Raw genomic sequence first — 25,779 nt, forward strand, 5'->3', positions numbered from 1 at the left:
TGTTCGTCAGACCAGAGATTTGCCTCCACCTTCCTTCAGATTCCACCTCACGATGGACACCCTTGGTCTTGGCTGTACCCTTCCCACTACCAGGGCGGGTTGGGGACTTTCACCCGTTAGCGACGTGCGCCGCAAGGCGCACCCTGAAAAGAGCAGCCCTGACGGACTGCTCTTTTTCTTTTGTTTTCACGAAGCAGCACAGCTTATGTGATGCTCCTTCTTATATCCCCGAAATGCCGCCCCTTGTTTTTTGACTCCTAGCAATGCTAGGTGGGCAACCGCAACCAGCCTTTTGCCTTCCCTTCCAATCCTCTCAGGCCAAAGACCCGGCGAGTGAGGGCTTGACAGCCAACTGGCAATATAGGAATCCCGTTTAAAGTAAATGTAGGTTCAAAAACGAACAAGAGTTGTCGTGCATTTCAGGTTAAGTATATTATAGCCAATCTCAGCCCATAATACAACTGTAATTTTTGCCAAAATCCGGCGGAAAATTTCACTGCTCTGCGCCGGTCTCCTTTTTCAGCCAGTCTCTCTCTTCCTGTGTCAGATAAGGTGATATTTTTTTATATACCTCCTTCTGATACCATGCAAGCAGCTCCTTCTGGGTGTCGTTTAAGTACCTTTCGTCAATGCCTTCCCTGTCAATGGGAACCCAGGTCAGTGTCTCAAAGTGCATAAACTGCCCGTATTCATTCTTTACGTCATTTTTGGCGATCATCACATTCTCAATGCGGATGCCATATCTTCCCTCCACATAGATGCCCGGCTCATTGGTAATGTCCATTCCCTCCTCGATCACCGCCTCCGTCATGCCGTCAGTAAACCGCCAGCGCAGATTCTGGGGACCCTCATGCACATTCAAAATATAGCCTACGCCATGTCCCGTTCCGCACTTATAGTCCAGCCCCTCTTTCCAGATAGGCTGACGGGCGCAGATGTCAAGATTTCGTCCGGTGCAGCCGTAGAGCCAGCGGGCAGCCGTCAGCTGCAGCATTCCCGCCGCCACAAGGGTATAATGCTTCTTGATCTCATCGGAAATGGGGCCCAGCACGATGGTTCTTGTAACATCCGTGGTTCCTCCCAGATACTGTCCGCCGGAATCCACAAGCAGCATTCCCTCGGGCTTAAGCTTGGCGCAGTTTTCCGGGGTTGCCTCATAGTGCATCATGGCAGCATTGGCCTTGTACCCGGCAATGGTGGGAAAGGACAAATCCAAAAATTCCGGTATCTGCCGTCTTAATCCCTCCAGATAATCCGCCGCCGACACCTCCGTGATCTCCTGCTTTCCAATATTGGTTTTCAGCCAGTAGATAAACTTTGTGACAGCAACGCTGTCCTTTAGATAAATCTCCTGCATATGAGCCAGCTCCACAGGGTTTTTCACCGCCTTTAGGAGCTCTGTGGGATTTTTTCCTTCCACAGGCTCACACCTCTCACAAAGAATTTTATACAAAAGATAGCTGCAGTGTCTTTCATCCGCCAAAACCTTGCTGTCACCGGGAAGTCCCTTTAAATACTCCACAATGCCCTCATAGGGATAAAGCTGTACGCTATGTGCCTCCAGATACTGCCTGGTCTTTTCGTCCAAAGCCCGCTCCTGCAGGAACAAAACGGCACCCGTCTGTGTGATAAATCCATAGGACATGGCCACAGGATTGCATTCCACGTCACAGCCTCTGATATTAAACAGCCACATCAGATCATCCAGCTTTGTCAGCAGCAGACTGTCCGCCCCCGCTTCCTTCACCTTGGCTCTGGTTTCCGAAAGCTTCTCTTCCATGCTCTTTCCCGCAATGCTCTCCGCAAGCACCGTTATTTTTCCTGCTGGAAAAGGTGGGCGATCCTTCCAGAGCGTATCAGCCAGATCCCCCGTACAGGCAAAAGAGACTTTTTTCTCCTCCAGCGCCTTTTCCAATTTCCTGCCCTCCATGGCGCTTATCACTCTGCCGTCAAAGCCCAGGGTTTCCCCCGTTTTCATCCGCTCCTTTAAAAACTCCTCCAGAGTGGGCACTCCCGCATCCAGCATCCGGAACAAATCCACGCCCGTACCCTCAAGCTCGGCCTGGGCCTGGATAAAATAGCGGCCGTCCGTCCAAAGTCCCGCACCCTCCTGCCATACTAACAGCGTTCCATTGGAGCCGGAAAAATTGGAAAAGAATTCCCTTACCTTAAAGTAATCATTCACATATTCAGAATTGTGAAAGTCCGCCGTAGGCATCATGTAATAGTCAATGTGTTTTTCCTTCATCAGCGCCCTGAGACCGCTAAGACGCTCTTTAATCACCGTATTTTCCATCCTTCTGTTTCCTTTCTGTCCCTTTTTTCTAAAGTCCCGAATGCTTTTAATATCCTTCCACAGTTTCTCCCTTCAGCAGCCCCACTGCCTTAGAGGTGCCGATCCGGTCACAGCCCAGGGAGAGAAACATTTCCAGATCCTCCAGCGTAGAAATGCCTCCCGCCGCCTTGATCTTTACATCAGGGCCGATATGCTTTTTAAAAAGCTCCACATCCTCCCTGACAGCGCCCCCGGTGCCAAAGCCTGTAGAGGTTTTAATGTAGTCCGCTCCTGCCCTTGTGACAGCCTTGCACATGGCTATTTTTTCTTCCTCCGTCAAATAACAGGTCTCCACAATTACTTTTAGAATATGATCGCCGCAGGTCTTCTTCAGGCGGCGGATTTCCTCCTCCACCTTTTCATAGAGACCGTTTTTCACGTCGCTTATATTGATTACCATATCAATCTCACTGCAGCCATCTGCCAGAGCCTGAACGATCTCCGCCTCCTTCGCCTCCGTAACGCTGTAGCCTAAGGGGAATCCTACCACAGTACAAATTTTAACCTTGTCTCCATAGGCCTCATGAATTCTCTTCACATACGCGGGGGGCACACATACGCTGGCCGTCTGATATTCCACGGCCTCGTCGCAGAGCTTTTTGATATCCTCCCAGGACGCATACGGCTTTAACTGTGTGTGATCCACTCTCTTCAGTATTTCCTGTGCCGTCATAATAACCTCTTTCTGCGCTTTCCTGCGCGCTTTTTTCCCTGTATGCACAAAGCAGAATCCCTTGAGGATTCCGCCCTGTTTCGTTTTTATGTATTAAAGCTTTAAAAATTCTCTGACTACATTCTGCATTTGATCCACATCACACTGCTTGTCATGTACCACCGGGGCCATACGAATCTCCTGAATCGCCTTAGGCACCTCTACATTGGCAATTTGGGAAAGGGCATCCACCAGAGCAAAATCGTCCATTGCGTCATACTTTGGATCGATGGCGTTCATTACGCTTCTGGTAAACTTAAAGGGACTGGCCGTAGATGCGATCACAGTCTTTGTCTCATCCTTCGTTTCCGCTTTATATTTCCCATAAACCGCCGCAGCCACCGCCGTGTGGGTATCCAGCACATAGCCGCAGTCCCTGTATATTTTTGCAATGGTCAAAGCCGTCTCCTCTTCCCCTGCAAAATTTCCGTAAAAGTCGGAGAGCTGTGCTTTCATGTCATCTGTAATCTCATATTTTCCCTGTCCGCCCAAGGCCGCCATAAGCTCTTTGGTTTTCTTGGCATCGCTGCCCGCAATGCGGTAAATCAGACGCTCCAGATTGCTGGAGATCAAAATATCCATGGAAGGTGATGAGGTCAGCACAAATTCCCTGTTGCGGTCATATACGCCTGTGGAAAAAAAGTCGTAAAGCACTTTATTTTCATTGGAAGCACAAATCAGCTTACCGATGGGAAGCCCCATGTTCTTTGCGTAAAAGGCCGCCAGAATATTGCCGAAGTTTCCTGTGGGAACCGCCACATTGATGGGCTCTCCCTCTGCAATTTTTCCTTCCTTAAGGAGCTTTGCATAGGCATACACATAATAGCAGATCTGAGGCACCAGCCTGCCGATATTGATAGAATTGGCAGAAGAAAACTGAAAGCCCTTCTGCTCCATCTCTGCAGCCAGAGCCTTATCTCCGAAAATTTTCTTTACCCCTGTCTGGGCGTCGTCAAAGTTCCCATGGATGCCCACTACCAGCGTGTTGTCTCCCTTCTGGGTCACCATCTGTTTTTCCTGAATGGGGCTGACGCCGTTCTTGGGATAAAAAACGATAATCCTAGTGCCTTCCACACCAGCAAAGCCTGCCAGCGCCGCCTTTCCGGTATCGCCAGAGGTAGCCGTCAGGATCACGATCTCGTTCTGAATATGATTTTTCCGAGCCGAAGCCGTCAGGAGATGGGGCAGAATGGATAACGCCATGTCCTTAAAGGCGATGGTGGGGCCGTGGAACAATTCCAGATAATATGCTCCTTCCGCTTCCACCAAAGGCGCAATCTCATCTGTGTCAAATTTCTCATCATAAGCCTTTTGAATGCAGTCCTTCAGCTCCTCTTTCGTGAAATCTGTCAAAAAAAGCTTCATCACCTCGTAGGCGGTCTCCTGATAGCTTAAGCCGGAAAGCTCCTTAAGACTCTTATCCAGCGCAGGAATATGGTCTGGCACAAAAAGTCCTCCGTCCTCAGAAAGCCCCTTGAGAATCGCCTCAGATGCCGTTACCGCCAATCCCTCGCTTCGTGTACTGTGATATAATACGTCCATATTTCTCCTCATTCTGCCGCGTGAGCGGCTTTGTAATCAGAAGGAATCTTCTCCTCGCTTCTGTGCTGCTCATTTCGCATTACTGCATTATTGTAGCATAATTTTATACGGGGTGCAATCACTTTCCAAAAGCCCGGAAACAGGGGCGCTTTGCCTGCTATCGGAAAAATTCATGTCCGCCATATTGAAACAGAAATGTAAGGTTTTCGTCAAACCATTTCATTTTATCACTGTCCGCATATTTTCTCGCTGCAAAATAAAGAGCTCCCTGGGAAATATCCTCTCCCTCAAGGGCACGTCCAACTGCTTCCCGCGTCTCTTCACTGATTTGCACCTTCCATATTTTTCCATTTGCCACCGGTGAAAACTGGGTCACTCCATTTTCCCGCTGAAATACTACCTCCGACACCGTGTCCGGAAATTTTACGCTGTTTACCCGGTTTAATACCACATTGGCCACCAAAAGCTTTCCTTCTTCGTCCTCTCCTCCTGCCTCGGCCTCCACAATCCGCAGCAGAATCTCCAAATCCTGATCCTCCAGATCATAAGCCAGCTCCTTTTTGAGTACGTCGAAATCCACCACTCTCTGCCCGGATGCCGCTGCTGACACGATTCCCATACTGCTGCTTTTACTGTCCGCTAATATACTTTCATCTGCCTTAAGCTCGTAGGCCGGCCGGGACGCCAGCTTATTTTCCTCTACGCCCCTCAGGCACAAAAAGCCAAACAGGAATAACAGATTTAAAAGCGCAAGCGCGCTGACTGCCTTTTTATACATAATGCCTTAACGCCCTTTCTGTTTTCAATTTTACTTCCAGCCATATATTAGTCTATGAAGCAAGTCCTAAAAATATTTCTAAATTGTTCCTATTTGTAAAAATAATGTTATAATAGGTTTACATTTACATGAGGTGTTTTTGATCATGAACAGATATGAGAATGAATCCAAACCCCATTATGAGGGTGTTTTTTGTTCCAAAAAAAAAGACGGGACCGTATACTACCGCGCCTCTTTAACCTACCGCAGAAAGCATATCAGCCTGGGAAGCTTTTCTTCCCCCCAGGAAGGCCGCTGTGCCTACAGGGAGGGACGGCGGCTTTTGGAGGATGAATCCGTCACCCTGCACACCTATGAAGAGAGCTCTCCTCTCCCCTTTGCAAAATGGGTCTGCCTTTTAAACTTCCGGGACAACGGTATCTATTTCGGAAATCCCATCTATATGGGACAGCGCTTTTTTTACTACTATCTGTCTCCGTCTCATGTACTGAAATTCGATCCCGACGATTTATTTTATTATGCCTCTCACAAGATCATGTGCCGGGGCAGCCATTATTTTGTGGCCGATTACGGAATGCAGGTAAATATCCGTTCCCGTTACGGCATTAAGAATTATGCGGTTCCAGGTGTGGACTTTCGTTTTATCAACAATGATCCAACAGACTTCCGCCGGGAAAATCTGGAAATAAAAAACACCTATCATGGAATCCGTTTGGAAAAACAAAAAAACGGACAGTATCTATATACTGTCCGCATTCATGTCAGGGGAACTTATCTGGTGGGAAGATATGCCACAGAGCTGGAAGCTGCCATTGCCTATAATAAAGCCATTGACTGCCTGAAAAAGAACGGCGTTTCCAGGCAGTATTCCCCGAATTACATCGAGGGAATCTCCCCTTCCAGATACGCCCAGATTTACTCCTGCCTTGAGATTTCCCCAAAAATCATAAATTATTTTTCAGAGTAATCAATAAAGCTGATATTTAAATCGGCATAGCCTGCAATGCCGTCAATGGATGCTTTCTTTGTGTACTGCCACATGGTAAACCGATAGGGATAATCGGGAATATCCGACTCCTGGGAAAGCCAGACATCATAAGCTGTCAGCTTTGACAGGTCAATATCCTTTAACAGCCATTCCTTATCTCCGTAAAGCATGGCCTTATAGCCTGCATTTTGAATGGTGTCCAAAAAGGTTTTTGTAATCTCCGTTTTCTCCGACTTGCTTAAGCTATCTATCCGGGAAGCGTCGTTTTCAATATATTCCATATCAAAGGCCACCGGATAGGTGATCTCATAATCCTTTATGTTTTCCAGCACCATGTTGGCCTCCTCCACAGCCTCCTCGTTTGATATGGCCTGGGAAAAGAAATAAACGCCGATCTCAAGCCCTGCGTCGGAGGCCCGCTTTATGTTTTCAGCAAAGTACTCGTCCAGCACAAGCTGCCCGCTTCCATAGCCCCTTGCCCCTACACGCAGCATTACAAAATCCACTCCCGCCTTCTTCAGCTTTCCAAAATCCACATAGTCCTGATACTTTGAAATATCCGCTCCCACAAAGGAAACCAGCTTGCCGTCCTCATAATACTTCATAAGATTGGACTGATATACCAGCCTGGTAAAATCATACTCATGCTTGGGAAGATAAGGGCTGATCAACACCCATTCTTCTTTGCCGTCATCATATTCAATTAAGGTATGCTTTCCGTCCGTAGCCGGGTCATTTTCCACAGTCTCCGGCGTTTCCTCCTGTGAAGGCTCTTTCGCTTCTTCTGTTTCCTCGGGATACATATCCCAAAAGTCAAAATCATCCGGACTTAATGTGCTTCCCGTCAGAATATCCTCCGTATCCGGATAGCTGCTTCCTTCAGCAGACTGCTCCAGAGTCTCCTCCTCAATAAAAACGCCTGTCTCTTTTGCCTGTGCCTGCCTTTTCCCTGCAGGACTTTGACTGTTCATAAGGAGCACCACCGCAAGAATGGCTCCCACAAAAAGCGTTACCGCCACAATGGCAGAAACCACTGTGGGCGTAAGCCCGGAATGGTCGTTATAATCCTCCGGCAAGCGCATGGCTGTTTCCTCCTTTTCTTCTATTTCGCCCCTGAAAGCCTGACAATGGCCTTTTTCGGACATTTTTCCTCACAAATACCGCACCCGGTACATTTTTCCTGATCGATCACCGCATGGAAATTTTCCACCTTCACCGCCCCCTCAGGACAGGACCTGACGCAGATGCCGCAGCCCACACAGCCTGTCTTGCATGCTTTTGCGGTAACCGGCCCCTTGTCCGTAGAGCTGCAGGCAGCTGCCGTCTTTGCCTCATAGGGAATCAGGGAAATCAAATGCTTTGGACAAACCTGTACGCATTTCCCGCAGGCCTTGCACTTTTCTCTGTCAACCAGGGCGACGCCGTTTACCACATGGATGGCGTCAAAGGGACAGACCTGCACGCAGGTGCCAAATCCCAGGCATCCGCTGTTACAGGTTTTGGGACCGCCGCCAGGCACAAAGCTCATCATACGGCAGTCCTTTGCTCCATAATAATCGTAATCCGTCGCCGCCTTGTCACAATCTCCCTGACAGTGCACAAAGGCAGTCATTCTCCGGCTCTCTCCTGCGTCCACTCCCATGATTTCGCCAATGGCCCTTCCCACTGCTTCACCACCTACGGGACAGCCATTCACCGGAGCCTCCCCTTTTACGATGGCAGCCGCAAGTCCGGAGCATCCCGGATACCCGCAGCCTCCACAGTTATTTCCCGGCAGCGCCGAAAGCACCTTTTCCTCTCTTTCGTCTGTCTCCACCTTAAAGCGGATACCGGCCACTCCCAGAAAGAGTCCAACAAAAATACCAACAATGCCTACTACGGCCGCTGCAGCCGCAATTCCTGCTATACTCATATGCCGCCTCCCTTCTATAACAGCCCGGAAAATCCACAGAAGGCGATTGCCATAAGCCCGGCGGTCAAAAGCACCATGGGCATGCCCTGAAAGGATTCCGGCACATCATTGTAAGCCATTTTTTCCCGCAGTCCTGCGAGAATCACAATGGCCATAGTAAAGCCTGCGGCTGTGGCAAAGCCGTTTACAATGCCCGTCAGGATACCGTACTCCTTCTGCACATTAGTGAGCGCCACACCCAAAACGGCACAGTTTGTGGTAATCAAGGGCAGATATACTCCCAATGCCTTATACAGCCCCGGCATGGCCTTTTTTAAGAACATCTCCACAAATTGAACCAAGGCTGCGATCACAAGAATAAAGACAATGGTCTGCAGATACTCAATATGAAATCTCTGCAGCACATATTTGTAAATCACGCCTGCAACCGCACTTGCCAAAGTTATCACAAAGATAACGGCAGTTCCCATTCCTGCCGCCGTGCTGGTCTTTTTCGACACTCCAAGGAAAGGACATAATCCAAAAAACTGGCTTAAAACCACGTTGCTGACCAGGGAGGAGCCTACCAGCAGAAGCAATAAATCTCTCACATTCTCCATTTATTTCCCCTCCTCTTCCAGATTCAGGATTTCCATATCCTGTGCAGCCTTCTTCTCTGTTTTGGGAGAAGCATCATAAAATGCGTGGCTGCAGCCGCCCTCTGAACATCCTGCACAGTCTCCGCCGCAGCCTGCCTGGCTGCGTTTTACGCTCCTGCCCTTCCTTCGTGCCACAGACTTTATATAATTCTGGAGGGCAGTCAGCGCTGCGAGCACAAAAAAGGCACCCGGCGCCAGAATGAAAATCGTAATGGGCGTATAGGAATCCGGCATCAGCTGCAGGCCAAACAAGGTTCCTGAACCCAGAATTTCCCGGACCGCACCGATGCAGGTAAGGGCCAGGGAAAAGCCAAGCCCCATGCCGATGCCGTCAAACAGGGAAGGAATCGGCGGATTGGAATAGGCATAGCTCTCCGCTCTTCCAAGAATAATGCAGTTTACCACAATCAAAGGTATGTATACGCCAAGCGACTGATTCAGCACAGGAAGATAGGCTTCCAAAAGCAGCTGCACCACTGTGACAAAGGATGCAATAATCACAATGAAGGCCGGAATTCGCACCCTGTCCGGTATCAGCTTCCGCATCAGGGAAATAATCAGATTACTCATGGCCAGCACCGCCGCCGTAGTCAGGCCCATCCCCAGACCATTCATGGCCGAGGTGGTCACCGCCAGGGTGGGGCACATGCCCAAGGTCAGCACAAAGGTAGGATTTTCCTTGATCAATCCGTTGTAAAGTCTTTCGCCTGCTTTATTCATTATCCGCACCTCCCTGCCTTAACGCTTCCGCCACCTTAAGTCCGCCGTTTACTGCATTGGTCACTGCCTCTGTAGTAATGGTTGCGCCGCTGATGGCATCTATCTCACTGTCGGAGCTGCCCCCGGTCTTAGTATAGGTAAACTGAGAAACCTGTTTCCCGCGAAACTGCGGCGCCAGCACCTCCTGCGCCCTCATGCCAAGTCCCGGCGTCTCCGAAATCTCCAACAGGGAAATGCCGTTTAATGTGCCGTCCAGCGTCACACCCAGATAGAGCACAATATCTCCTCCATAGCCCTCCGTAGAAGTACTCTGCACTACGTATCCCATAAGACTGCCGTCTGCTCCAAGCGCCTGAAAAACAGTTCCAATCTCCACACCTGTTTCCGCCAGCTCCAAGGCCAGTTCCTCTGACGCTTCATAGGGAAGCTCTGCAAACTGCGCCGCGCTCTCAAACACCTGGGCACAGGCCTCCTGCACAGCCTTTTCTTCCTGAATCCGAATGGGCTCCTTGGTAAGCTCATAGACAAAGCCCAGAATCAATCCTGCAATCAGCGTAATAGCAAATAAAATGCCCGCCTCCTTCAGCATGACATTGACATCACTGTTCTTTTTCATGGCCTGCCTCCTTCCCTGGAAGATTTCCGCGCGCCCAGCTTTCTGGATGTGCCGAAGGCCCTGGGCATGGTGCACTTTTCAATCAGAGGAACCAGCAGGTTTCCCAAAATAATGGCATAGGACACGCCCTCCGCCGACGGCCCGAAAATCCGGAAAATTCCGGTGAGAAGCCCTAAAAGAATTCCGTACACATACTGTCCCTTCCCGGTGATGGGCCTGGTCACGTAATCCGTAGCCATGAAAAAGGCCCCCAGCATCAGACCGCCCCCTGCAAGCTGCGCAGAAAGATACGCCGGATCAAAGCCATGTCCGCCGAAGATGCCTGTAAACAATACAAAGGTGACAAGATAGCTTCCCGGAATCCTCAAATCAATAATGCCAAGCAAAATCAGAAAGCACGCCCCAATCAGAAGAGCGATCATAGAGGTCTCTCCGATGGTTCCAGCCGTACGTCCAATCACCATGCTCATCACGTCAACGCTCTCACCGGCCTTAAGGGACGCCAGGGGCGTGGCTCCTGTATACGCATCGCAGGAAAAATCCGTCATCTGCGCAGGAAAAGAAATCAAAAGAAAGCATCGGGCCGCCAGCGCCGGATTCATAAAGTTCTGCCCCAGTCCTCCGAAAAGCATTTTCACCACAAGTATGGCAAATACGCCTCCAAGAACAGCCATCCAGAGGGGAAGGCCCACCGGCAGATTCATGGCCAGCAAAAGTCCCGTCACCACAGCGGACAAATCCGTTATGGTCGTTTTTTTTCTGTAAAGGCCAAACAAAAATTCCGTCAAAACCGTACTGGCCACTGTAACCAATATCAGCAAGGCCGCTCTGGGGCCGAAATTATAAATTCCAAAGCCTGCCGCCGGCAATAAGGCAATGACCACAGCAGTCATAATTCCGTTTGTGGTTGCCTGAGAACGGATATGAGGGTTGGATGATATTTTCATTCGTTGATTCACTTGCTCTTCCCTCCTGCTTCCTTTTTCTTTGCAAGCTGTATCTTCCGCATGGATTTAATCTCCTGGGTCAGGGGTCGTTTTGCGGGACATATGAAGCTGCAGCAGCCGCATTCGCAGCATTCCATGCCATTATGCTTCAGAAATGCCGCTTCGTCAAAGCGCTCCGCGTCATCTGCCAAAATGCTGGGCACAACTCTTCCCGGGCAGACGTCCACACATCTTCCACAGTTGATACAGGGTCCCGGTTCCATGGCAGACACATCGTCCTTTGAAAAGGCCAGCAAAGCCGTTGAGGTCTTTGTGACAGGCACATCCAGATCAAATATCCCGATTCCCATCATGGGGCCGCCGCAGATCAGCTTCTCTGGGGCAGTCCGAAAGCCTCCCGCCCCATCCACAAGCTCCTTGTAGCTGGTACCGATCCGCACCCGGAAATTCCGGGGATTTTCAATAGCATCCCCGCTGACGGTTACAATCCGCTCCATCAAAGGCCTTCCCTCTACCACAGCGCGGTAAACAGCTACCACGGTGTCCACATTATTCACTATGCAGCCTGCGTCTGCAGGCAGCATGGAAGAGTTGATTTTTCTTCCGGTGACAGCGTAGATCAGCTGCCGCTCCGCTCCCTGAGGATATTTTGTTTTCAGTGCTCTTACGCTGATCCGCTTTTCATCTCTGCAAAGCTGGCGAAGCAGCTTAATGCAGTCCGGCTTGTTGTCCTCCACCGCCAGAATCCCCTGGGCATGATCAAACAGCTTCAGCAAAATTTTCAAGCCGCCGATCACCCGTTCCGGCTCCTCCTTCATCCTGCGGTAATCCGAAGTCAGATAGGGCTCGCACTCCGCACAGTTTACAATTACAAACTGTATTTTATCAGGCCGCCTGGGGGAGAGCTTTACATGGGTGGGAAATCCAGCTCCTCCCATTCCCACAATACCTGCATCCTTTATAATCTGTAATATTTCATCCTTATCCAGCTTTTCCAAAGGGGCTACAGGATAAAATCCCACATCCTCGTACAAGCCGTCATTTTCTACAATAATGCTCATAACCTGCTCGCCGGTCACCGTTCTTCTGGGCTCAATGCCCTTTACCGTTCCCGAAACGGAGGCATGGACAGCTGCAGAGACAAAGCCTGCGGCCTCCCCGATCTTCTGACCGGCCAAAACCCTGTCTCCCTTACTCACGATGGGCTTCGCCGGAGCGCCAATGTGCTGCGACAAGGGATAGACCAGATCTCCCTTGGGAAGCATTTCCTGAATCGGCTTGTCCTTGGACAGCTCCTTGCCGTCATAAGGGTGAATGCCTCCTGTAAATGTTAGCCTCGCCATATACTTTTCGTCCTTTCCGTATATCCGCCTGTCCGCGGTTTGCAGTTTAAATATACTATTTTTTTCAATAAAATACTACTGCAAAATAAAAATTTATGCTATGATTAATACAAAATCAGCAGTTCGGAAACTTTATCTGCGCAAGGAGGTACACCATGAAAATTTCCGAGGAAATCTTAGAACATTTTTCCATCTCCTATCCCTTAGAGCGGATTGCCCCCCTGGAACGCATTCTGTTTCTGGATATTGAGACCACCGGCTTTACTGCAAAGTCATCCTATCTCTATCTCATCGGCTGCGCCTATTACCAGTCCGGCAGATGGCACACCATACAGTGGATCGCCGAAAATTACAGTGAAGAGGCCGCCGTGCTGGACGCTTTCTTTTCCTTTGCCAAACCATATGAATATTTGATACATTTTAACGGCAATAATTTTGACCTGCCTTTTCTTTCCCAGAAATGCCTCCAGCTTTCTCTTCCCTACAGCTTTGAGGGCATGACCGGCATTGACCTGTACAAAAGAATCCGTCCCTATAAGTTTTTTCTGAAGCTGCCAAACTGCAAGCAAAAAACCCTGGAGCAGTTTTTGGGCATCCACAGAGAAGATGTCTTTTCCGGAGGCGAGCTGATCGGCATTTATCATGATTATGTAAAATCTCCCAGTGAATTTGCCCAAAAGGCATTGTTCCTTCACAACGCCGACGATATCAGAGGTATGCTGGAAACCCTTCCCATGTTAGCCTACTATGACCTGTTTAACAGCTCCCCCAGAGCAAAAAAGGTACAGGCCAACTCCTACCGTGACTTAAACGGACACAGCCGAAAGGAGCTGTTGATCACCCTGCAGCTTCCCACCGCTCTTCCCAAACAGATTTCTGCTTCTGCAGGCGGCTGCTATTTCCACGGTGAGGGAAGAGAGGCTTCTCTCAAGGTTCCCATCTATGAGGAGGAGCTTAAGTATTTTTACTCTAATTACAAGGATTACTACTATCTCCCCGCGGAGGATATTGCGCTCCATAAATCCGTAGCAGGCTTTGTGGACAAATCACACCGAATCCCGGCCACTGCCGCCAACTGCTATACGCGCAAATACTCTTCCTATCTTCCCCAATGGGAGCTTATTTTTGAACCCTTCTTTAAGCGGGATTACAAAAGCAAGGAGCTTTTCTTCGAGCTGACCGACGAAATGAAAAAGGACAGGGATTCCTTTACCGCCTACGCCAGCCATGTTCTATCCATGATGGCCTCTTCCTATTAAAAAAAGAACCTGCTTGCCTTCAGGTTCTTTTTTCTGCCATTAAGGCTTCTGGTAAAAGAAAGAATTCTTTCTTTCAAATCCCACATCCTTGTAATTCATGATCTGTTCCGTGCTTCCGATGAACAGCATACCGCCTACAGCAAGAGAACGGCAGAATTTGCGGAATACCTCATCCTTGGCTTCCTCTGTAAAATAGATCAGCACATTGCGGCACACAATCAAGTGATATCCGCTTGGATATGTATCCTTTAAAAGATTGTGCTCCTTAAACTCCACGCGCGCCTTCACAGCATCCGAAATCTTATAGGAGGGTCCCACCTGTGTAAAGTATTTTCTTTTCATATCCTCCGGCACGGCTGCAATACTCTTTTCAGAGTAAAGTCCTACCTTTGCCTTGGCAATGACCTGTTTGTCCAGATCGGTTGCAAATATCCTTATATGGTCCAACGGGACATGGCGTGAAAGAGCCATCACCAGGGAATACGGTTCATCGCCTGTGGAACAGGCCGCACTCCACACCTTCAGGTTTTTGCCGAATTTCTGAATCAATTCAGGAATAATCTGGGTGTCAAGAATCTTCCACTGCTCCGGGTTCCTGTAAAATTCAGACACATTGATAGTAATATAGCTGACAAATTCCTCAAACAGAGCCCGGTCTGTTTTCAGCGCCTGCACATACTTGTCATAGCCCACAATCTTGTGCTTGGAAATCAAAGTGTCAATACGGCGCTTCATCTGCTTTTCTTTATAGCAGTTCAAGTCAATGGTCGTCAGGGCCAAAATTTCTCTTTTGAAGTACTCATAATCATATGCCATGAGCGTTCCCCATTCCACTGTTATTCTTCACTGTTTTCCGCTTCGGCTGCAATCACTGCATCAATATCCACAGAAACCACGTCTTCATCGGATTCCTCAGCCTTTTCAACAGGCTCGGGCGCAAGCATTGCCTTGATGCTCAGAGAAATCTTTTTGTCCTCTTCGTTGAAATCTACAACCTTTGCGGTAATTTCCTGACCGATGCTCAGCACATCCGAAGGCTTCTCCACATGCTCCTTGGCAATCTGGGAAACATGCAAAAGCGCGTCCACTCCGGGCTCCAGCTCTACAAAAGCGCCGAAATCCGTCATTCTGGCAACCTTTCCGGTCACCACATTTCCCACCGCATATTTTACAGCCGCATCTCTCCAGGGATTGGCCTCGTCAAATTTCAAGGACAGCGCAATCTTGTTGCCGTTAATTTCCTTAATCAGCACCTTAAGCTTGTCCCCTACCTTAAATACCTTTTTGGGATGCTCCACTCTTCCCCATGACATTTCAGAAATGTGAAGCAGGCCGTCAGCGCCGCCCAGATCAATAAACGCACCGAAATCTGTGACGTTCTTTACAACGCCCTCCACCACATCGCCTTCCTTGATTCTGGCAAACAGCTCCTTTTGCAGCTCTGCCTTTTTAGCCAGAATCAGCTGCTTGCGGTCGCCGATATATCTCCTTCTCTTGGGATTATATTCGCTGATTACAAATTCAATCTCCTGTCCCGCATACTTGGACAGATCCTTCTCATAGGTGTCGGAAACAAGGCTGGCCGGGATGAAAATTCTCACTTCGTCTACAATCACACTCAGTCCGCCCTCCAGCACCTGGGCAACCGTAGCCTTCAGAACCTCCTTGTTGTTATACGCCTCTTCAATTCTCTTGTTTCCTCTGTCCGCAGCCAAACGCTTGTAGGTAAGCAGCACCTGTCCTTCGCCGTCGTTCACCTTCAGGATTTTTACCTCCATGGTGTCCCCGGGCTTGGCCACAGTCGTCAAATCAACGCTGGAATCGTTGGTGTACTCATTTTTTGTAAGAATGCCGTCCGACTTGTATCCGATGTTCAGGATGATTTCATCCGGCTTCACATCGATGACCGTACCTTCGACTACCTCTCCTGCGTGTATTGTCTTTAATGATTCTTCCAGCATTTGTTCAAAAGTTAATTCTGACATAATTTTGAACCTCCTCGATTAATTTGTTTGGGGTGGAAGCCCCTGCAGTAATACCCACTAGTCGAACAGCTTTAGGTAGATCTAAATGCAAGTCATCCAGTGTCTGTATAAAATAGGTGTTCGCACATACTCCGCTGCAGATTTCATACAGCTTTCTGGAGTTGGAGCTGTGTTTCCCTCCTATCACAATCATAACGTCAGCCTCCGCCGCAAGAGCCTTGGCAGAACGCTGGCGTTCTTCCGTAGCATTACAGATAGTATTCACAACACTATCATTGTAACCTTTTTTTTGAAATATTTCAACTATATGTTGAAATTTATTGTAATTAAATGTCGTTTGAGAGACAAGACATATTTTTTCCCCCTTCGCAGGAGTGTAGGAAAGGGCCTCCTCAGGGGATTCCAGCACGGTCACCGGGCCGCTGCACCAGCCCACAATCCCTTCTACTTCGGGGTGTCCGGCGTTTCCTATGACAATAATATGTCTGTCCTCTGCGCTCTCCCGTTCCACAATCCTGTGTATTCTCTTCACAAAAGGACAGGTTGCGTCCACATACTCCAGCTTTTTTCTTTCCAAAAGCTCATAAATCGATCTGGGCACTCCATGGGCCCTGATCACCACACAGCCCGAAGAGAGCGCTTCCAGCTCTTCCCTGCCTTCTATCACGCGGACGCCTTTCTTTTCCAGGTCCCTGACCACTGCTTCATTGTGGACAATAGGACCATAGGTATATATAGCTTTCCCTGTTTTCACCAATTCATACACCTGATCCACCGCTCTTTTTACACCAAAGCAGAATCCGGCGCACTGTGCAAGTCTTACCTCCATCACCGCCGCCTTTCCCGGCAGATATCCATAATCCGTGTGATCACTTCCTCCACAGTCATGTCCGAGGTATCTACCTGTACAGCGTCATCCGCCTGTCTTAAGGGAGACGCTTCCCGATTCATATCCCGGTAATCTCTCTCCTCAATCTCCCTGCGGATCGTATCCAGATCACAGTCCTGTCCCTTCTCCAAAAGCTCCTCATATCTTCTTTTGGCGCGCACCCTGCTGCTTGCAGTGAGATAAATCTTCACCTGAGCGCCCGGGAGCACACAGGTCCCAATATCCCTTCCATCCATGATGCAGTCCCTCTGGGCCGCCAGCTTCTGCTGCATTTCCACCAGCTTTCTGCGCACAGAAGGCTGGGCGCTGGTAATAGAGGCCGCATTTCCCACCTCTTGTGTGCGGAGATAGGAATTTACATTTTCACCATTTAAATACACCACCTGTTCTCCGCCTTCATAACCGATGGAGATATCCGCTTCTTTACACTTTTCTGCTACGGCCTGGGCATCCTTTAAATCCACTCCCTCTCGCAGCATAAAAAGAGCCATGGCACGATACATTGCCCCTGTGTCCACATAAATCAGGTTCATCCTTTTTGCCACCGCCCTTGCAATAGTGCTCTTTCCTGCCCCTGCCGGTCCGTCTATCGCCACGTTAAAGCTCATATCCATACCCCTTATCTGGTTTCTGTTTTTCATTATATATGAATACCATAACAAATGTCAATTAACATCCTGCGCACGCACGGCTCCCGGCCAAATGGCCCGTAGACCATGCAATCTGTAGGTTAAAGCCTCCTGTCAGCCCATCCAGATCAAGCACCTCTCCCGCAAAGTACAGGCCCTTTATCCGCTTAGACTCCATTGTGGAGGGGTTGATATCCTTCACAGATACGCCTCCCTTTGTGACAATCGCCTCCGAAAAGCCCCTTGTCCCCGTGATGGTGAGGGAAAGCCCCTTGATCAGTTCTGCAAAGGCCCTCCTGTCCTGTCTTGTGATTTCATGCACTTTTTGTTCTGGAGAAATCCCGGAAAGCCTTACCATAACCGGAATCAGCTTTCCAGGAAACAGCCCCGCCAGGGCATTTTTAAACTGCTTGTTTTTATTCTCCTCAAAGTCCCGAAGGAGCCGCCTGTCAAGCTGCTCCAGGGTAAGGGCCGGCTTTAAATCAATAAAAAGCTCCGCCCTTTTTTCTTCCTTATTGTAATAACTGCTGGCGCTTAAGACAAGAGGGCCGCTCACGCCAAAATGGGTGAAAAGCATTTCCCCAAAGCCGCTGTATTTTTCCTTTCCATTCACCTTGAGCGTGACTGCCACATTCTTTAGGGAAAGCCCCATAAGCTCCCTGCACCATTCTTCCTTTGCGCAAAGAGGCACCAGGGACGGCCTGCATTCCACCACTCTGTGTCCTGTGGCCTCGGCAAACCGGTACCCGTCCCCCGTAGACCCCGTGGCCGGATAGGACATGCCTCCTGTACAAACAATACAGGCGTCCCCCTCTGCCGTCTCCTGGTCCGCCAGACGCACCCCCGCAAATCGGTCCTGGTTTGTCAAAATTTCCTGAACCCTTTGATTCAGCCGGATATCCACCCCTCTCTTTTTCATCTGGCGCTGCAGTGCCGCAATCACGTCGGAAGCGTGGTCTGATACGGGAAAGACTCTCTCTCCCCGCTCCGTTTTCAGAGGACAGCCCGCCTTCTCAAAAAGCTCCATGACCGCCTGATTGTCAAAACCGGAAAAAGCGCTGTACAAAAACTTTTCATTCGTGCACACATTCTGAAAAAAGGTCTCCCTGTCCGCAGCATTGGTTACATTGCATCTGCCCTTGCCCGTGATATAAATTTTCTTCCCGGGCTTTTCATTTTTTTCAAACAGACACACTTCATTTCCCTTTTCTGCAGCTGCAATAGCCGCCATCATTCCGGCGGCTCCCGCGCCGATTACAATTATTTTTCCCATCTTTATCTTTTTTAGCTTTCCTTTCCCGAATCATCTTTTCTCAGTGAATAATTCAGCATAGGCTCATCATCAATAAAGTTAATTTCGTCGTTCAGATAAACCTGATAATTATTCCATGTCTCCTCCAGCATCTCCAGATTCCGCCTGACCTCCTGAGGACACTTCAGGCACAGCGCCACCACCAGGGCATTGATCACGCTCAAAGGCGCCACCAAAGAATCCACAATAGAAACCATGTCGCTTCTTGCCAGCAGATTGCAGGAGGAATAGAGATTCATGGGAGAATGAATAGAATCTGTAATGGCAATGACCTTGGCATTTCTGTCATTGGCAAATTCCATGGCTTTTAAGGTGCGCATGGAATACCTGGGGAAACTGATGCCGATAAAGCAGTCCTTCTCATTGATTCTTATCATCTGCTCAAAGGTTTCGCTTACACTGGTGGTGGCAAGCAGCACCACCCTGTTTCTGATCATATTCAGATAAAAATGAAGAAAGGCAGCCAGCGGTTCATTGCTCCGAAGCCCCATAATATAGATAGTGTCTGATTCCAATATAATATTGACAGCCGTTTCAAAGGCGGAAGGGTCAAGATTCTGTATGGTATGCTGCAGCTTTTCAATATCTGCCGTCAGCACCGAGGTCAGCACCTCCGACTGAGAGATTCTGCCGTACTTGGCATCCATCCGCTGTACGTCGTTCAGCTTACTTTTCACGCATTCCTCCAGAGCCTTCTGAAACTCCGGATACCCACGGTATCCCACCGCAGAGGCAAACCGCACCACCGTTGACTCGCTGATGCCCAAAGTCTCCCCCAGCTTTGCCGCCGTCATGAACACAGCCTGGTCATAATGCTCCAGAATATAATCCGCAACAGCCCTGTGGCTTTTGCTCATTTTTGCGTATTTTTCGCTGATCAGGCTAAGTACGCCGCTCTTCCTCTCCATGAAATGTCAGACTCCTTATCTCTCCTTATTTCAAAGTGGTATTCCCCGAAAATGCAAGGTAAGTCCGGTTTAAGAGCTCCATAGTCTCCACATCGGACAAGTCATAGTCTCCCGTCAGCGTCATGCACGCCGCCCCATGGATGAAAATCCACATTTTTGTAAACAATTCTCCCGGCTTTGGACATCCGCTCACTCTGGCAAGATTGACCTCATAAACCACATTCCCGGCATTACCGTTTAGAAGCTCATACATGCTTTTCTTCTTCCGGCTGCCGGACACAAACAGAAGCTCAAACAAATGCTTTTCCTCTCTGGCAAAGGCAATATAAGCCATGCCCAGATTAGAGAAAGGAAGCTTGCCTGTTCTTGGATACAAGCTGCAATAATCCTGAAAAAAGGAAGCCGCCTTCTCATAGACAGCATCCCACAGCTCCTCCATGCTCTTATAGACACGGAAAATGGGCTGGGTGGAACAGCCGGCCTTTGCCGCCACCCTTCTGGCCGTCACATTGGAAAAACCCTCCTGCCTGGTCATGGCAAAGGCAGTTTCCAAAATAATATCCTGTGTAATTGATTCCTTGCGGGCCATACTCTCCTCCCTTCGTTTTGCGGCAGTCTGTGCACAAATCTTTCCAATTTCTTATTGCATTGCTATAACACTTGTTATTTTACTTTAGCATAGAGCGTTTGTCAATGGGTTCCAAAAAACGTGTGCCGCAGGCGCGCCACGGCAAAAAGCTGCCCCAAAGCGGCGCTTTTCCAAGCGTCCGTCTCTGAGGCAGCCATCCTTAAAAATTTAGTATTCTTATGGTTTAAACAGGATATGCGCCGTTCTTGGTATCGGCCTGGGTCATATCTACTTTCTCCTGCTGGGCCTGGCGATACTTGAAGAATTCCATTGCCACCTGAGGGAACAGTGCATAGCTGAGCACGTCCTCATCCTGCTGCTTCCATTCCTTCATTTCACCCTCCAGCTTATCCAGCTCGTTATCCAGCAGGTCTGCATAACGACAAGTAATTCTCTCCTCTCCGGGAATAACCTTGTCGATTACCTCCTGATTCATGGGCTTTACAGTCTGTCCGTATTCGCCGCGCAGAACTGCCTTGGTTTCCTTTGTAGCCATCTTGTAGCGCTCGCCCATCAGCACGTTGAATACAGCCTGGGTACCCACAATCTGGGAAGAAGGCGTAACGAGAGGGGGTTCTCCCAGATCCTTACGCACTCTGGGAATCTCCTGCAGCACGTCGTAGTACTTATCCTCCGCATTCTGCTCCTTTAACTGGCTCACCATGTTGGAAAGCATACCGCCCGGTACCTGATAAAGCAGCGTCTTAATATCAACGCCCATAACCTTGGGATTGAGAAGGCCGTTTTCAAGACACTCATCTCTGTAAGGTCTGAAATAATCTGCAATTTCCGCAAGCAGATTTTGATCCAGTCCGGTGTCGTAGGGCGTTCCACGGAAGGTCTCAACCATAACCTCAGTTGCAGGCTGGGAGGTACCCATGGCAAAAGGACTGATCGCCGTATCGATAATGTCCGCCCCGGCTTCCACACCCTTTAAGTAGGTCATGCTGGCAACACCGGAGGTATAGTGGGTGTGCAGCTCAATAGGCAGCTTTGTGGCTTCCTTCATGGCAGATACCAGCTTGGTAGCCTCATAAGGAAGCAGCAGGCCCGCCATATCCTTGATACAAATAGAATCCGCGCCCATTTCCTCTACTTTTCTTGCAATATCGGTCCAATATTCCAGAGTGTAGGCATCTCCCAGAGTATAGGAAAGGGCAACCTGAGCGTGTCCTCTGCCCTCCTGCACCTTGAATTTGTTGGTTGCATTTACTGCTTCCTGAAGATTGCGCAGATCGTTCAGACAATCGAAAATACGAATGATATCAATACCGTTTGCAATGGATTTCTGTACAAAATAGTCCACCACGTCATCTGCATAGGGTCTGTAGCCCAAAATATTCTGTCCGCGGAACAGCATCTGCAGCTTGGTATTCTTAAATCCATCGCGCAGCTTTCTAAGCCTGTCCCAAGGATCCTCTTTTAAGAATCGAAGAGACGCATCGAAGGTTGCTCCGCCCCAGCACTCAACGGCATGATATCCTACCTGATCCATCTTGTCCACAATGGGAAGCATAAATTCGGTGGGCATTCTGGTCGCAATCAGAGACTGGTGTGCATCACGTAATATGGTTTCCGTAATTTTAATCGGTTTCTTTACTTGTTCTGACATTCACGAAATTCCTCCATTTTATTTTACAATTAATATGCTCTCTTTAGAAAACGCCGAAGATTGCCATAAAGGTTCCGGCAGCCACCGCAGTACCGATAACGCCTGCCACATTAGGGCCCATAGCGTGCATCAGCAGGAAGTTGGTAGGATCTGCCTCCGCTCCCACCTTCTGGGATACACGGGCTGCCATAGGCACTGCCGACACACCTGCAGAACCAATGAGCGGATTCACCTTCCCCTTGGAGGCCACGCACATCAGCTTGCCGAACAATACGCCCGCAGCAGTACCAAACATAAATGCAATCAGTCCCAGCGCCACGATCTTCAAGGTATCGGCATTCAGGAATGCCTCCGCGCTGGTGGTCGCTCCTACGGAGGTGCCCAGCATAATAACCACAATGTACATCATTGCATTGGCTGCGGTATCTGTAAGCTGTCTTACCACACCGGATTCCTTAAACAGGTTGCCCAGCATAAGCATACCTACCAAGGGAGCCGTAGTGGGAAGAATCAGACACACTACAATGGTAATGATAATAGGGAAAAGAATTTTTTCCAGCTTGGAAACGGGGCGCAGCTGCGCCATCTTTATTTTCCGCTCCTTCTCCGTGGTCAGAAGCTTCATAATGGGGGGCTGGATAATAGGCACCAAAGACATATAGGAATATGCCGCCACGGCGATGGGACCTAAAATGGCAGTCTGCCCCAGCTTGTTTGCCAAAAAGATGGATGTGGGGCCATCCGCTCCGCCGATAATGGAGATCGCCGCCGCTGCCATATCGTTAAAGCCAAGAGCGATCGCTCCGAAATAAGCTGCAAAAATACCGAACTGGGCCGCCGCTCCTAACAAGAAGCTCTGCGGGTTTGCAATCAAAGGACCAAAGTCCGTCTGGGCGCCTACCCCCAGGAAAATCAAACAGGGCAGAATTGCAAGTTCATCCAGCTTGTAAAAATACCACAGCATACCGCCTGCTCCATTAGCTGCCTCATCCGGGCTGATCATAATGTCCGGATAGATATTTACCAACAGCATGCCGAAAGCGATCGGAACCAAAAGCAGAGGCTCAAATCCGTGGCGGATAGCTAAGTAAAGGAAAACGCACGCAACCAGTATCATGATGAAGTTTCCCCAGGTCAGGCTGAAAAACGCTGTCTGATGAATCAGGTTGTTGAGCGTAGTTGTTATATATTCCATTTGTTGACCTCCTGTTGTTTACTTTCGCTGTAGACTTACGTCTGACTAATTCATAGTTGCCAGTACAGCGCCTGCTTCAACAGAGTCTCCAACTGCTACGTCAATACTTGCTACGGTGCCATCCTGAGGCGCCACTACAGGGATTTCCATCTTCATGGCTTCCAGAATTACAACAGGATCGCCAGCCTTTACTGCCTGTCCCACGCTTGCTTCCAGCTTGAAAATCTTTCCGGCTGCCCCGGCTTCAATCTTAACGCTTCCCGCAGCTTTAGGCGCTGCAGGTGCAGGTGCGGGCGCAGGTGCCGCTGCAGGTGCTGCCGCTCTGGGAGCTGCAGGTGCAGGCGCCGCTGCAGGCGCTACAGGCGCTGCAACAGAGGACGCGCCCTCTTCCACTACTACATCATATACGTTTCCATTAACGGTTATGGTATAATTTTTCATTTTTCATTCCTCCATAAATTTAAGTTTGTTTCAACCGTCTTTAGTATCTGCTTCTTCTGACCTTGCGGATAGAGCGCACCACAAAGCCGTCCGTAGAGGTTTTTCCCTCGCTTGCGGCTATGGCCGCTGCAATCACCGCTATCAGCTCCAGATCATCTGTCTGGGGCGCTGTCGCTTCCAGGACAGCGGTCTGCTGTGCCGGGCTTTCCACCGCAGGCTTCTTTTCTTCCTTCTCATCCTGATTCTTTTTCCCGGTCTGCATCTTTGCAAACACTCCAAAGCAGCTGATAATCAGACAAATCAGGATCAAAACGCAGAACACAGTGCCCATGCCCACCAGGGTATTCAGGGTTGCGCCCATCATCAGCTCGCCCATGGAGGACATCGGATTCAAAGCCGAGGATTCCAGCACCATGAACATATCGTTTGAGAAAATAACTTCTGCTTCCGCATCCTTTTTCTCTCCCTCTACCTGCACGTACACGATGATCTGATCGTCGTCGATTCTTCCCTCAGCCTCACCGATGGCGGTTATGCTTCCGATATCCGCTGCGGCGGAATGATAGGACTCTATGGCCGAAGCCAGTGCGTACCCGTCTACATTCATGCTGTAGTCATTGCCGAAGATATACTCAATTTCTTCGTTGGTATTCTCCGCAAATGTCTGGGCGGCAGCATCATCCATAAAACTCGCAAGCAGCGGAACCACCTTCTGAGCCGCCAGCTGTTCTGCATAATCCACCTTCTGCTGTTCATATTCCGTCAGCGTCTCTTCGCTTCCGCAGGCTGTCAGACCAAAGATACAGGTAATCATACATATTAAAGCAAAAAATTTCTTCATCTTATAATCACCCTTTCTCTTAGACTGTTCCGTGTTTCTTTGCAGGACGTCCCTCGCTCTTTGTAAATAACATCTCAAAGGCGCCGATCACATATTTTCTGGTGTCGGCAGCATCTACGATCTGATCCACATACCCTCTTTTTGCTGCACTCTTTACATTCAGGGCAAGCTCTTTATATTCCGCAGCCTTCTCGTCTATCACATCCGCCCCCTGGCCGTCATACATAATCTTTGCAGCCAGCCTGCTGTCCATGGTTCCAATCTCCGCATCCGGCCAAGCCATGGTAATGTCCGCACCTATGGCCTTGGAATTCATCACAATGTAAGCCGTGCCATAAGCCTTGCCAATAATCACATTCACCTTGGGAACGGTAGCGTTTGCAAAAGCGTATGTAAGCTTTGCAGCCGCCTTTGCAATGCCCTTTTCAGAGCACATGGTAGCCTCATAGCCCTTTACATTGGTCAGGGTGAGCACCGGAATTCCAAATGCGTCGCAGAAATTCACGAAGTCAGCAGCCTTTTCACAGCCCTTCTTCGTCAGCACCGCATCCAGCTTCTCGGACACATTACCCTCGGCATCGAGGACTTCACTGCGGTTTGCCACTGCGCCGATGGTTACGCCGTTTAATTTGAGGAAGCCTGTCACCATATCCTTCGCATAGCCGGCCTTCACCTCAAAGAAGTTATAATTATCCGCAAGCACGCGAAGGCCCATCGCAGTATCCCCCACGCAGCCTGCCAGCTCAGCGCTGGCACGGTTCAAATCATCCGTGCAGTCGTCATAATTTAAGTTGTCCTCATTGTTTGCAGGCAAAAATCCAATCAGCGCCCTGATGCCGGACAAAATGGAGGCTTCGTCCCCAACCACGTCCACAATGCCGCTCTCCTGAGACTGAAATGCCGCAGAAGAGGAATCGCATTTTGTGATCACATTGCCCGCCAGCGCATTGGGAGAATTTACAAACAGCTTTGCATTTTTCTCCTCCATAAAGGTAAAGTCAGTCAGCGTGGGAAACAGGCCAAGTCCGCCGCCGCAGGTGCCAAAAATGGCAGTGATCTGAGGAATCACTCCGGAGGCCATTGTCTGTTTCAGATAAATTTCACCAAAGGCAGCCAGCGCATCTGTAGCCTCCTGCAGTCTAAGCCCCGCAGAGTCAATCAGGCCAATCACAGGTGCTCCTGTCTTCATCGCCAGATCATAAAGGTTGGAAATCTTTTTCGCATGCATTTCGCCGATGGTTCCGTTCATCACGGCCGCATCCTGGCTGTATACATACACGAGATTACCGTCGATCACTCCGTAGCCGGTAATGCAACCGTCAGAAGGAGTTTCGTTTGGTTTCATGTTAAAATCAGTAGCTCTTGCAGTTACAAGTCCGCCGATTTCAACGAAACTGTTGTCATCGAGTAAAGCAGTAATTCTTTGACTCGCTTTTGAAGTAGTACTCATGCTTTCAGCCCTCCGTTTATAATATGAATAAATAAAAACAAATTAATAGAGGTGGCATTTTTTGATTATAAAGCAAATGCCCCCATGATTAACGTCAGT

The 25,779-nt window shown here is 49.2% G+C and carries 25 protein-coding genes and 1 other RNA gene; 2 read left to right on the forward strand and 24 right to left on the reverse strand.

Features of this window, described 5'->3' with window-relative positions; genetic code table 11:
- Positions 1 to 221: 221 nt before the first annotated feature.
- From ssrS to SHK35_RS07565, 5 genes are all read right to left on the reverse strand, one after another.
- A non-coding RNA gene (gene ssrS / locus SHK35_RS07545) (6S RNA) lies at positions 222 to 429 on the reverse strand.
- 64 nt (positions 430 to 493) lie between these two features.
- Entirely contained in the window at positions 494 to 2,296 is a 1,803-nt protein-coding gene (locus SHK35_RS07550; protein WP_318709297.1) for an aminopeptidase P family protein, read from the reverse strand.
- Positions 2,297 to 2,342: 46 nt separating this feature from the next.
- Positions 2,343 to 3,008 (reverse strand): deoxyribose-phosphate aldolase, encoded by a 666-nt coding sequence (gene deoC, locus SHK35_RS07555; protein WP_318709298.1) that lies wholly within the window; start codon positions 3,006 to 3,008, stop codon positions 2,343 to 2,345.
- A 93-nt stretch (positions 3,009 to 3,101) separates the two neighbouring features.
- Entirely contained in the window at positions 3,102 to 4,589 is a 1,488-nt protein-coding gene (gene thrC / locus SHK35_RS07560; RefSeq protein WP_318709299.1) for a threonine synthase, read from the reverse strand.
- A 157-nt stretch (positions 4,590 to 4,746) separates the two neighbouring features.
- The gene (locus SHK35_RS07565) at positions 4,747 to 5,367 is read right to left on the reverse strand and encodes a cell wall hydrolase (RefSeq protein ID WP_318709300.1); all 621 of its coding nucleotides are present in this window, start codon (positions 5,365 to 5,367) and stop codon (positions 4,747 to 4,749) included.
- A gap of 145 nt (positions 5,368 to 5,512) precedes the next feature.
- Here SHK35_RS07565 and SHK35_RS07570 point away from each other — a divergent pair, with 145 nt between their 5' ends.
- Positions 5,513 to 6,334 (forward strand): hypothetical protein, encoded by an 822-nt coding sequence (locus SHK35_RS07570; RefSeq protein WP_318709301.1) that lies wholly within the window; start codon positions 5,513 to 5,515, stop codon positions 6,332 to 6,334.
- On the opposite strand, the gene SHK35_RS07575 is transcribed toward SHK35_RS07570, so the two are convergent.
- From SHK35_RS07575 to rsxC, 7 genes are read right to left on the reverse strand one after another with little or no spacing between them, the layout of a single operon-like run.
- Complete coding sequence (locus tag SHK35_RS07575) at positions 6,319 to 7,437, reverse strand: glycoside hydrolase family 25 protein (RefSeq protein WP_318709303.1); 1,119 nt, start codon at positions 7,435 to 7,437, stop codon at positions 6,319 to 6,321. The genes SHK35_RS07570 and SHK35_RS07575 overlap by 16 nt on opposite strands.
- A gap of 20 nt (positions 7,438 to 7,457) precedes the next feature.
- A complete protein-coding gene (locus SHK35_RS07580; protein ID WP_318709304.1) occupies positions 7,458 to 8,267 on the reverse strand; it encodes an RnfABCDGE type electron transport complex subunit B in 810 nt (269 codons plus the stop codon).
- A 14-nt stretch (positions 8,268 to 8,281) separates the two neighbouring features.
- Positions 8,282 to 8,866: an electron transport complex protein RnfA gene (locus tag SHK35_RS07585; RefSeq protein ID WP_318703983.1), complete on the reverse strand. Its 585-nt coding sequence runs from the start codon at positions 8,864 to 8,866 to the stop codon at positions 8,282 to 8,284.
- Positions 8,867 to 9,625 carry an electron transport complex subunit E gene (locus SHK35_RS07590; RefSeq protein ID WP_318703984.1) on the reverse strand — a complete coding sequence of 253 codons (759 nt, stop codon included), beginning with the start codon at positions 9,623 to 9,625 and terminating at the stop codon, positions 8,867 to 8,869.
- Positions 9,618 to 10,241 (reverse strand): RnfABCDGE type electron transport complex subunit G, encoded by a 624-nt coding sequence (locus tag SHK35_RS07595; protein WP_318709305.1) that lies wholly within the window; start codon positions 10,239 to 10,241, stop codon positions 9,618 to 9,620. Before SHK35_RS07595 ends, SHK35_RS07590 begins: the two co-directional genes overlap by 8 nt.
- Positions 10,238 to 11,200: an RnfABCDGE type electron transport complex subunit D gene (locus SHK35_RS07600; protein WP_318709307.1), complete on the reverse strand. Its 963-nt coding sequence runs from the start codon at positions 11,198 to 11,200 to the stop codon at positions 10,238 to 10,240. The genes SHK35_RS07595 and SHK35_RS07600 overlap by 4 nt, the downstream gene beginning before the upstream one ends.
- Positions 11,197 to 12,531 (reverse strand): electron transport complex subunit RsxC, encoded by a 1,335-nt coding sequence (gene rsxC, locus SHK35_RS07605; RefSeq protein ID WP_318703988.1) that lies wholly within the window; start codon positions 12,529 to 12,531, stop codon positions 11,197 to 11,199. Before rsxC ends, SHK35_RS07600 begins: the two co-directional genes overlap by 4 nt.
- A gap of 155 nt (positions 12,532 to 12,686) precedes the next feature.
- Here rsxC and SHK35_RS07610 point away from each other — a divergent pair, with 155 nt between their 5' ends.
- Positions 12,687 to 13,790: a ribonuclease H-like domain-containing protein gene (locus SHK35_RS07610; protein ID WP_318703990.1), complete on the forward strand. Its 1,104-nt coding sequence runs from the start codon at positions 12,687 to 12,689 to the stop codon at positions 13,788 to 13,790.
- 39 nt (positions 13,791 to 13,829) lie between these two features.
- Here SHK35_RS07610 and SHK35_RS07615 read toward each other — a convergent pair whose 3' ends face one another.
- From SHK35_RS07615 to SHK35_RS07670, 12 genes are all read right to left on the reverse strand, one after another.
- Positions 13,830 to 14,606: a CheR family methyltransferase gene (locus SHK35_RS07615; RefSeq protein WP_318709308.1), complete on the reverse strand. Its 777-nt coding sequence runs from the start codon at positions 14,604 to 14,606 to the stop codon at positions 13,830 to 13,832.
- A gap of 20 nt (positions 14,607 to 14,626) precedes the next feature.
- Positions 14,627 to 15,775 carry a 30S ribosomal protein S1 gene (gene rpsA / locus SHK35_RS07620; RefSeq protein WP_318709309.1) on the reverse strand — a complete coding sequence of 383 codons (1,149 nt, stop codon included), beginning with the start codon at positions 15,773 to 15,775 and terminating at the stop codon, positions 14,627 to 14,629.
- Positions 15,756 to 16,604 (reverse strand): 4-hydroxy-3-methylbut-2-enyl diphosphate reductase, encoded by an 849-nt coding sequence (ispH, locus tag SHK35_RS07625; protein WP_318709310.1) that lies wholly within the window; start codon positions 16,602 to 16,604, stop codon positions 15,756 to 15,758. The genes rpsA and ispH overlap by 20 nt, the downstream gene beginning before the upstream one ends.
- Positions 16,604 to 17,272, reverse strand: a complete 669-nt coding sequence (cmk, locus tag SHK35_RS07630; protein WP_318709311.1) for a (d)CMP kinase — start codon at positions 17,270 to 17,272, stop codon at positions 16,604 to 16,606. The genes ispH and cmk overlap by 1 nt, the downstream gene beginning before the upstream one ends.
- Positions 17,273 to 17,333: 61 nt before the next feature.
- On the reverse strand, positions 17,334 to 18,566 hold the full coding sequence (locus SHK35_RS07635; protein WP_318709312.1) for an NAD(P)/FAD-dependent oxidoreductase: 1,233 nt from the start codon (positions 18,564 to 18,566) through the stop codon (positions 17,334 to 17,336).
- 11 nt (positions 18,567 to 18,577) lie between these two features.
- Positions 18,578 to 19,513: a MurR/RpiR family transcriptional regulator gene (locus SHK35_RS07640; protein ID WP_318704001.1), complete on the reverse strand. Its 936-nt coding sequence runs from the start codon at positions 19,511 to 19,513 to the stop codon at positions 18,578 to 18,580.
- A 25-nt stretch (positions 19,514 to 19,538) separates the two neighbouring features.
- Positions 19,539 to 20,102 (reverse strand): TetR/AcrR family transcriptional regulator, encoded by a 564-nt coding sequence (locus SHK35_RS07645; protein ID WP_318704003.1) that lies wholly within the window; start codon positions 20,100 to 20,102, stop codon positions 19,539 to 19,541.
- A 223-nt stretch (positions 20,103 to 20,325) separates the two neighbouring features.
- Positions 20,326 to 21,753 carry an oxaloacetate decarboxylase subunit alpha gene (locus tag SHK35_RS07650; protein WP_318704004.1) on the reverse strand — a complete coding sequence of 476 codons (1,428 nt, stop codon included), beginning with the start codon at positions 21,751 to 21,753 and terminating at the stop codon, positions 20,326 to 20,328.
- Positions 21,754 to 21,796: 43 nt separating this feature from the next.
- A complete protein-coding gene (locus SHK35_RS07655; protein ID WP_318704006.1) occupies positions 21,797 to 22,948 on the reverse strand; it encodes a sodium ion-translocating decarboxylase subunit beta in 1,152 nt (383 codons plus the stop codon).
- A gap of 45 nt (positions 22,949 to 22,993) precedes the next feature.
- Complete coding sequence (locus tag SHK35_RS07660) at positions 22,994 to 23,389, reverse strand: biotin/lipoyl-containing protein (protein ID WP_318709313.1); 396 nt, start codon at positions 23,387 to 23,389, stop codon at positions 22,994 to 22,996.
- Positions 23,390 to 23,429: 40 nt separating this feature from the next.
- Positions 23,430 to 24,230, reverse strand: a complete 801-nt coding sequence (locus tag SHK35_RS07665) for an OadG family protein (protein WP_318709314.1) — start codon at positions 24,228 to 24,230, stop codon at positions 23,430 to 23,432.
- 19 nt (positions 24,231 to 24,249) lie between these two features.
- Complete coding sequence (locus SHK35_RS07670) at positions 24,250 to 25,680, reverse strand: acyl-CoA carboxylase subunit beta (RefSeq protein WP_318709315.1); 1,431 nt, start codon at positions 25,678 to 25,680, stop codon at positions 24,250 to 24,252.
- Positions 25,681 to 25,779: the final 99 nt, after the last annotated feature.

This window comes from Candidatus Acetatifactor stercoripullorum, assembly GCF_944382095.1.
GTDB classification, from domain to species: Bacteria; Bacillota; Clostridia; order Lachnospirales; family Lachnospiraceae; genus Acetatifactor; species Acetatifactor stercoripullorum.

What these genes read in the sequence shown, in the direction of transcription:
- SHK35_RS07550 (WP_318709297.1), bottom strand. Translation starts at nt 2,296, where the DNA reads ATGGAAAATACGGTGATTAAAGAGCGTCTTAGCGGTCTCAGGGCGCTG.
- deoC (WP_318709298.1), bottom strand. Translation starts at nt 3,008, where the DNA reads ATGACGGCACAGGAAATACTGAAGAGAGTGGATCACACACAGTTAAAG.
- thrC (WP_318709299.1), bottom strand. Translation starts at nt 4,589, where the DNA reads ATGGACGTATTATATCACAGTACACGAAGCGAGGGATTGGCGGTAACG.
- SHK35_RS07565 (WP_318709300.1), bottom strand. Translation starts at nt 5,367, where the DNA reads ATGTATAAAAAGGCAGTCAGCGCGCTTGCGCTTTTAAATCTGTTATTC.
- SHK35_RS07570 (WP_318709301.1), top strand. Translation starts at nt 5,513, where the DNA reads ATGAACAGATATGAGAATGAATCCAAACCCCATTATGAGGGTGTTTTT.
- SHK35_RS07575 (WP_318709303.1), bottom strand. Translation starts at nt 7,437, where the DNA reads ATGCGCTTGCCGGAGGATTATAACGACCATTCCGGGCTTACGCCCACA.
- SHK35_RS07580 (WP_318709304.1), bottom strand. Translation starts at nt 8,267, where the DNA reads ATGAGTATAGCAGGAATTGCGGCTGCAGCGGCCGTAGTAGGCATTGTT.
- SHK35_RS07585 (WP_318703983.1), bottom strand. Translation starts at nt 8,866, where the DNA reads ATGGAGAATGTGAGAGATTTATTGCTTCTGCTGGTAGGCTCCTCCCTG.
- SHK35_RS07590 (WP_318703984.1), bottom strand. Translation starts at nt 9,625, where the DNA reads ATGAATAAAGCAGGCGAAAGACTTTACAACGGATTGATCAAGGAAAAT.
- SHK35_RS07595 (WP_318709305.1), bottom strand. Translation starts at nt 10,241, where the DNA reads ATGAAAAAGAACAGTGATGTCAATGTCATGCTGAAGGAGGCGGGCATT.
- rsxC (WP_318703988.1), bottom strand. Translation starts at nt 12,531, where the DNA reads ATGGCGAGGCTAACATTTACAGGAGGCATTCACCCTTATGACGGCAAG.
- SHK35_RS07610 (WP_318703990.1), top strand. Translation starts at nt 12,687, where the DNA reads ATGAAAATTTCCGAGGAAATCTTAGAACATTTTTCCATCTCCTATCCC.
- SHK35_RS07615 (WP_318709308.1), bottom strand. Translation starts at nt 14,606, where the DNA reads ATGGCATATGATTATGAGTACTTCAAAAGAGAAATTTTGGCCCTGACG.
- rpsA (WP_318709309.1), bottom strand. Translation starts at nt 15,775, where the DNA reads ATGTCAGAATTAACTTTTGAACAAATGCTGGAAGAATCATTAAAGACA.
- ispH (WP_318709310.1), bottom strand. Translation starts at nt 16,604, where the DNA reads ATGGAGGTAAGACTTGCACAGTGCGCCGGATTCTGCTTTGGTGTAAAA.
- cmk (WP_318709311.1), bottom strand. Translation starts at nt 17,272, where the DNA reads ATGAGCTTTAACGTGGCGATAGACGGACCGGCAGGGGCAGGAAAGAGC.
- SHK35_RS07635 (WP_318709312.1), bottom strand. Translation starts at nt 18,566, where the DNA reads ATGGGAAAAATAATTGTAATCGGCGCGGGAGCCGCCGGAATGATGGCG.
- SHK35_RS07640 (WP_318704001.1), bottom strand. Translation starts at nt 19,513, where the DNA reads ATGGAGAGGAAGAGCGGCGTACTTAGCCTGATCAGCGAAAAATACGCA.
- SHK35_RS07645 (WP_318704003.1), bottom strand. Translation starts at nt 20,102, where the DNA reads ATGGCCCGCAAGGAATCAATTACACAGGATATTATTTTGGAAACTGCC.
- SHK35_RS07650 (WP_318704004.1), bottom strand. Translation starts at nt 21,753, where the DNA reads ATGTCAGAACAAGTAAAGAAACCGATTAAAATTACGGAAACCATATTA.
- SHK35_RS07655 (WP_318704006.1), bottom strand. Translation starts at nt 22,948, where the DNA reads ATGGAATATATAACAACTACGCTCAACAACCTGATTCATCAGACAGCG.
- SHK35_RS07660 (WP_318709313.1), bottom strand. Translation starts at nt 23,389, where the DNA reads ATGAAAAATTATACCATAACCGTTAATGGAAACGTATATGATGTAGTA.
- SHK35_RS07665 (WP_318709314.1), bottom strand. Translation starts at nt 24,230, where the DNA reads ATGAAGAAATTTTTTGCTTTAATATGTATGATTACCTGTATCTTTGGT.
- SHK35_RS07670 (WP_318709315.1), bottom strand. Translation starts at nt 25,680, where the DNA reads ATGAGTACTACTTCAAAAGCGAGTCAAAGAATTACTGCTTTACTCGAT.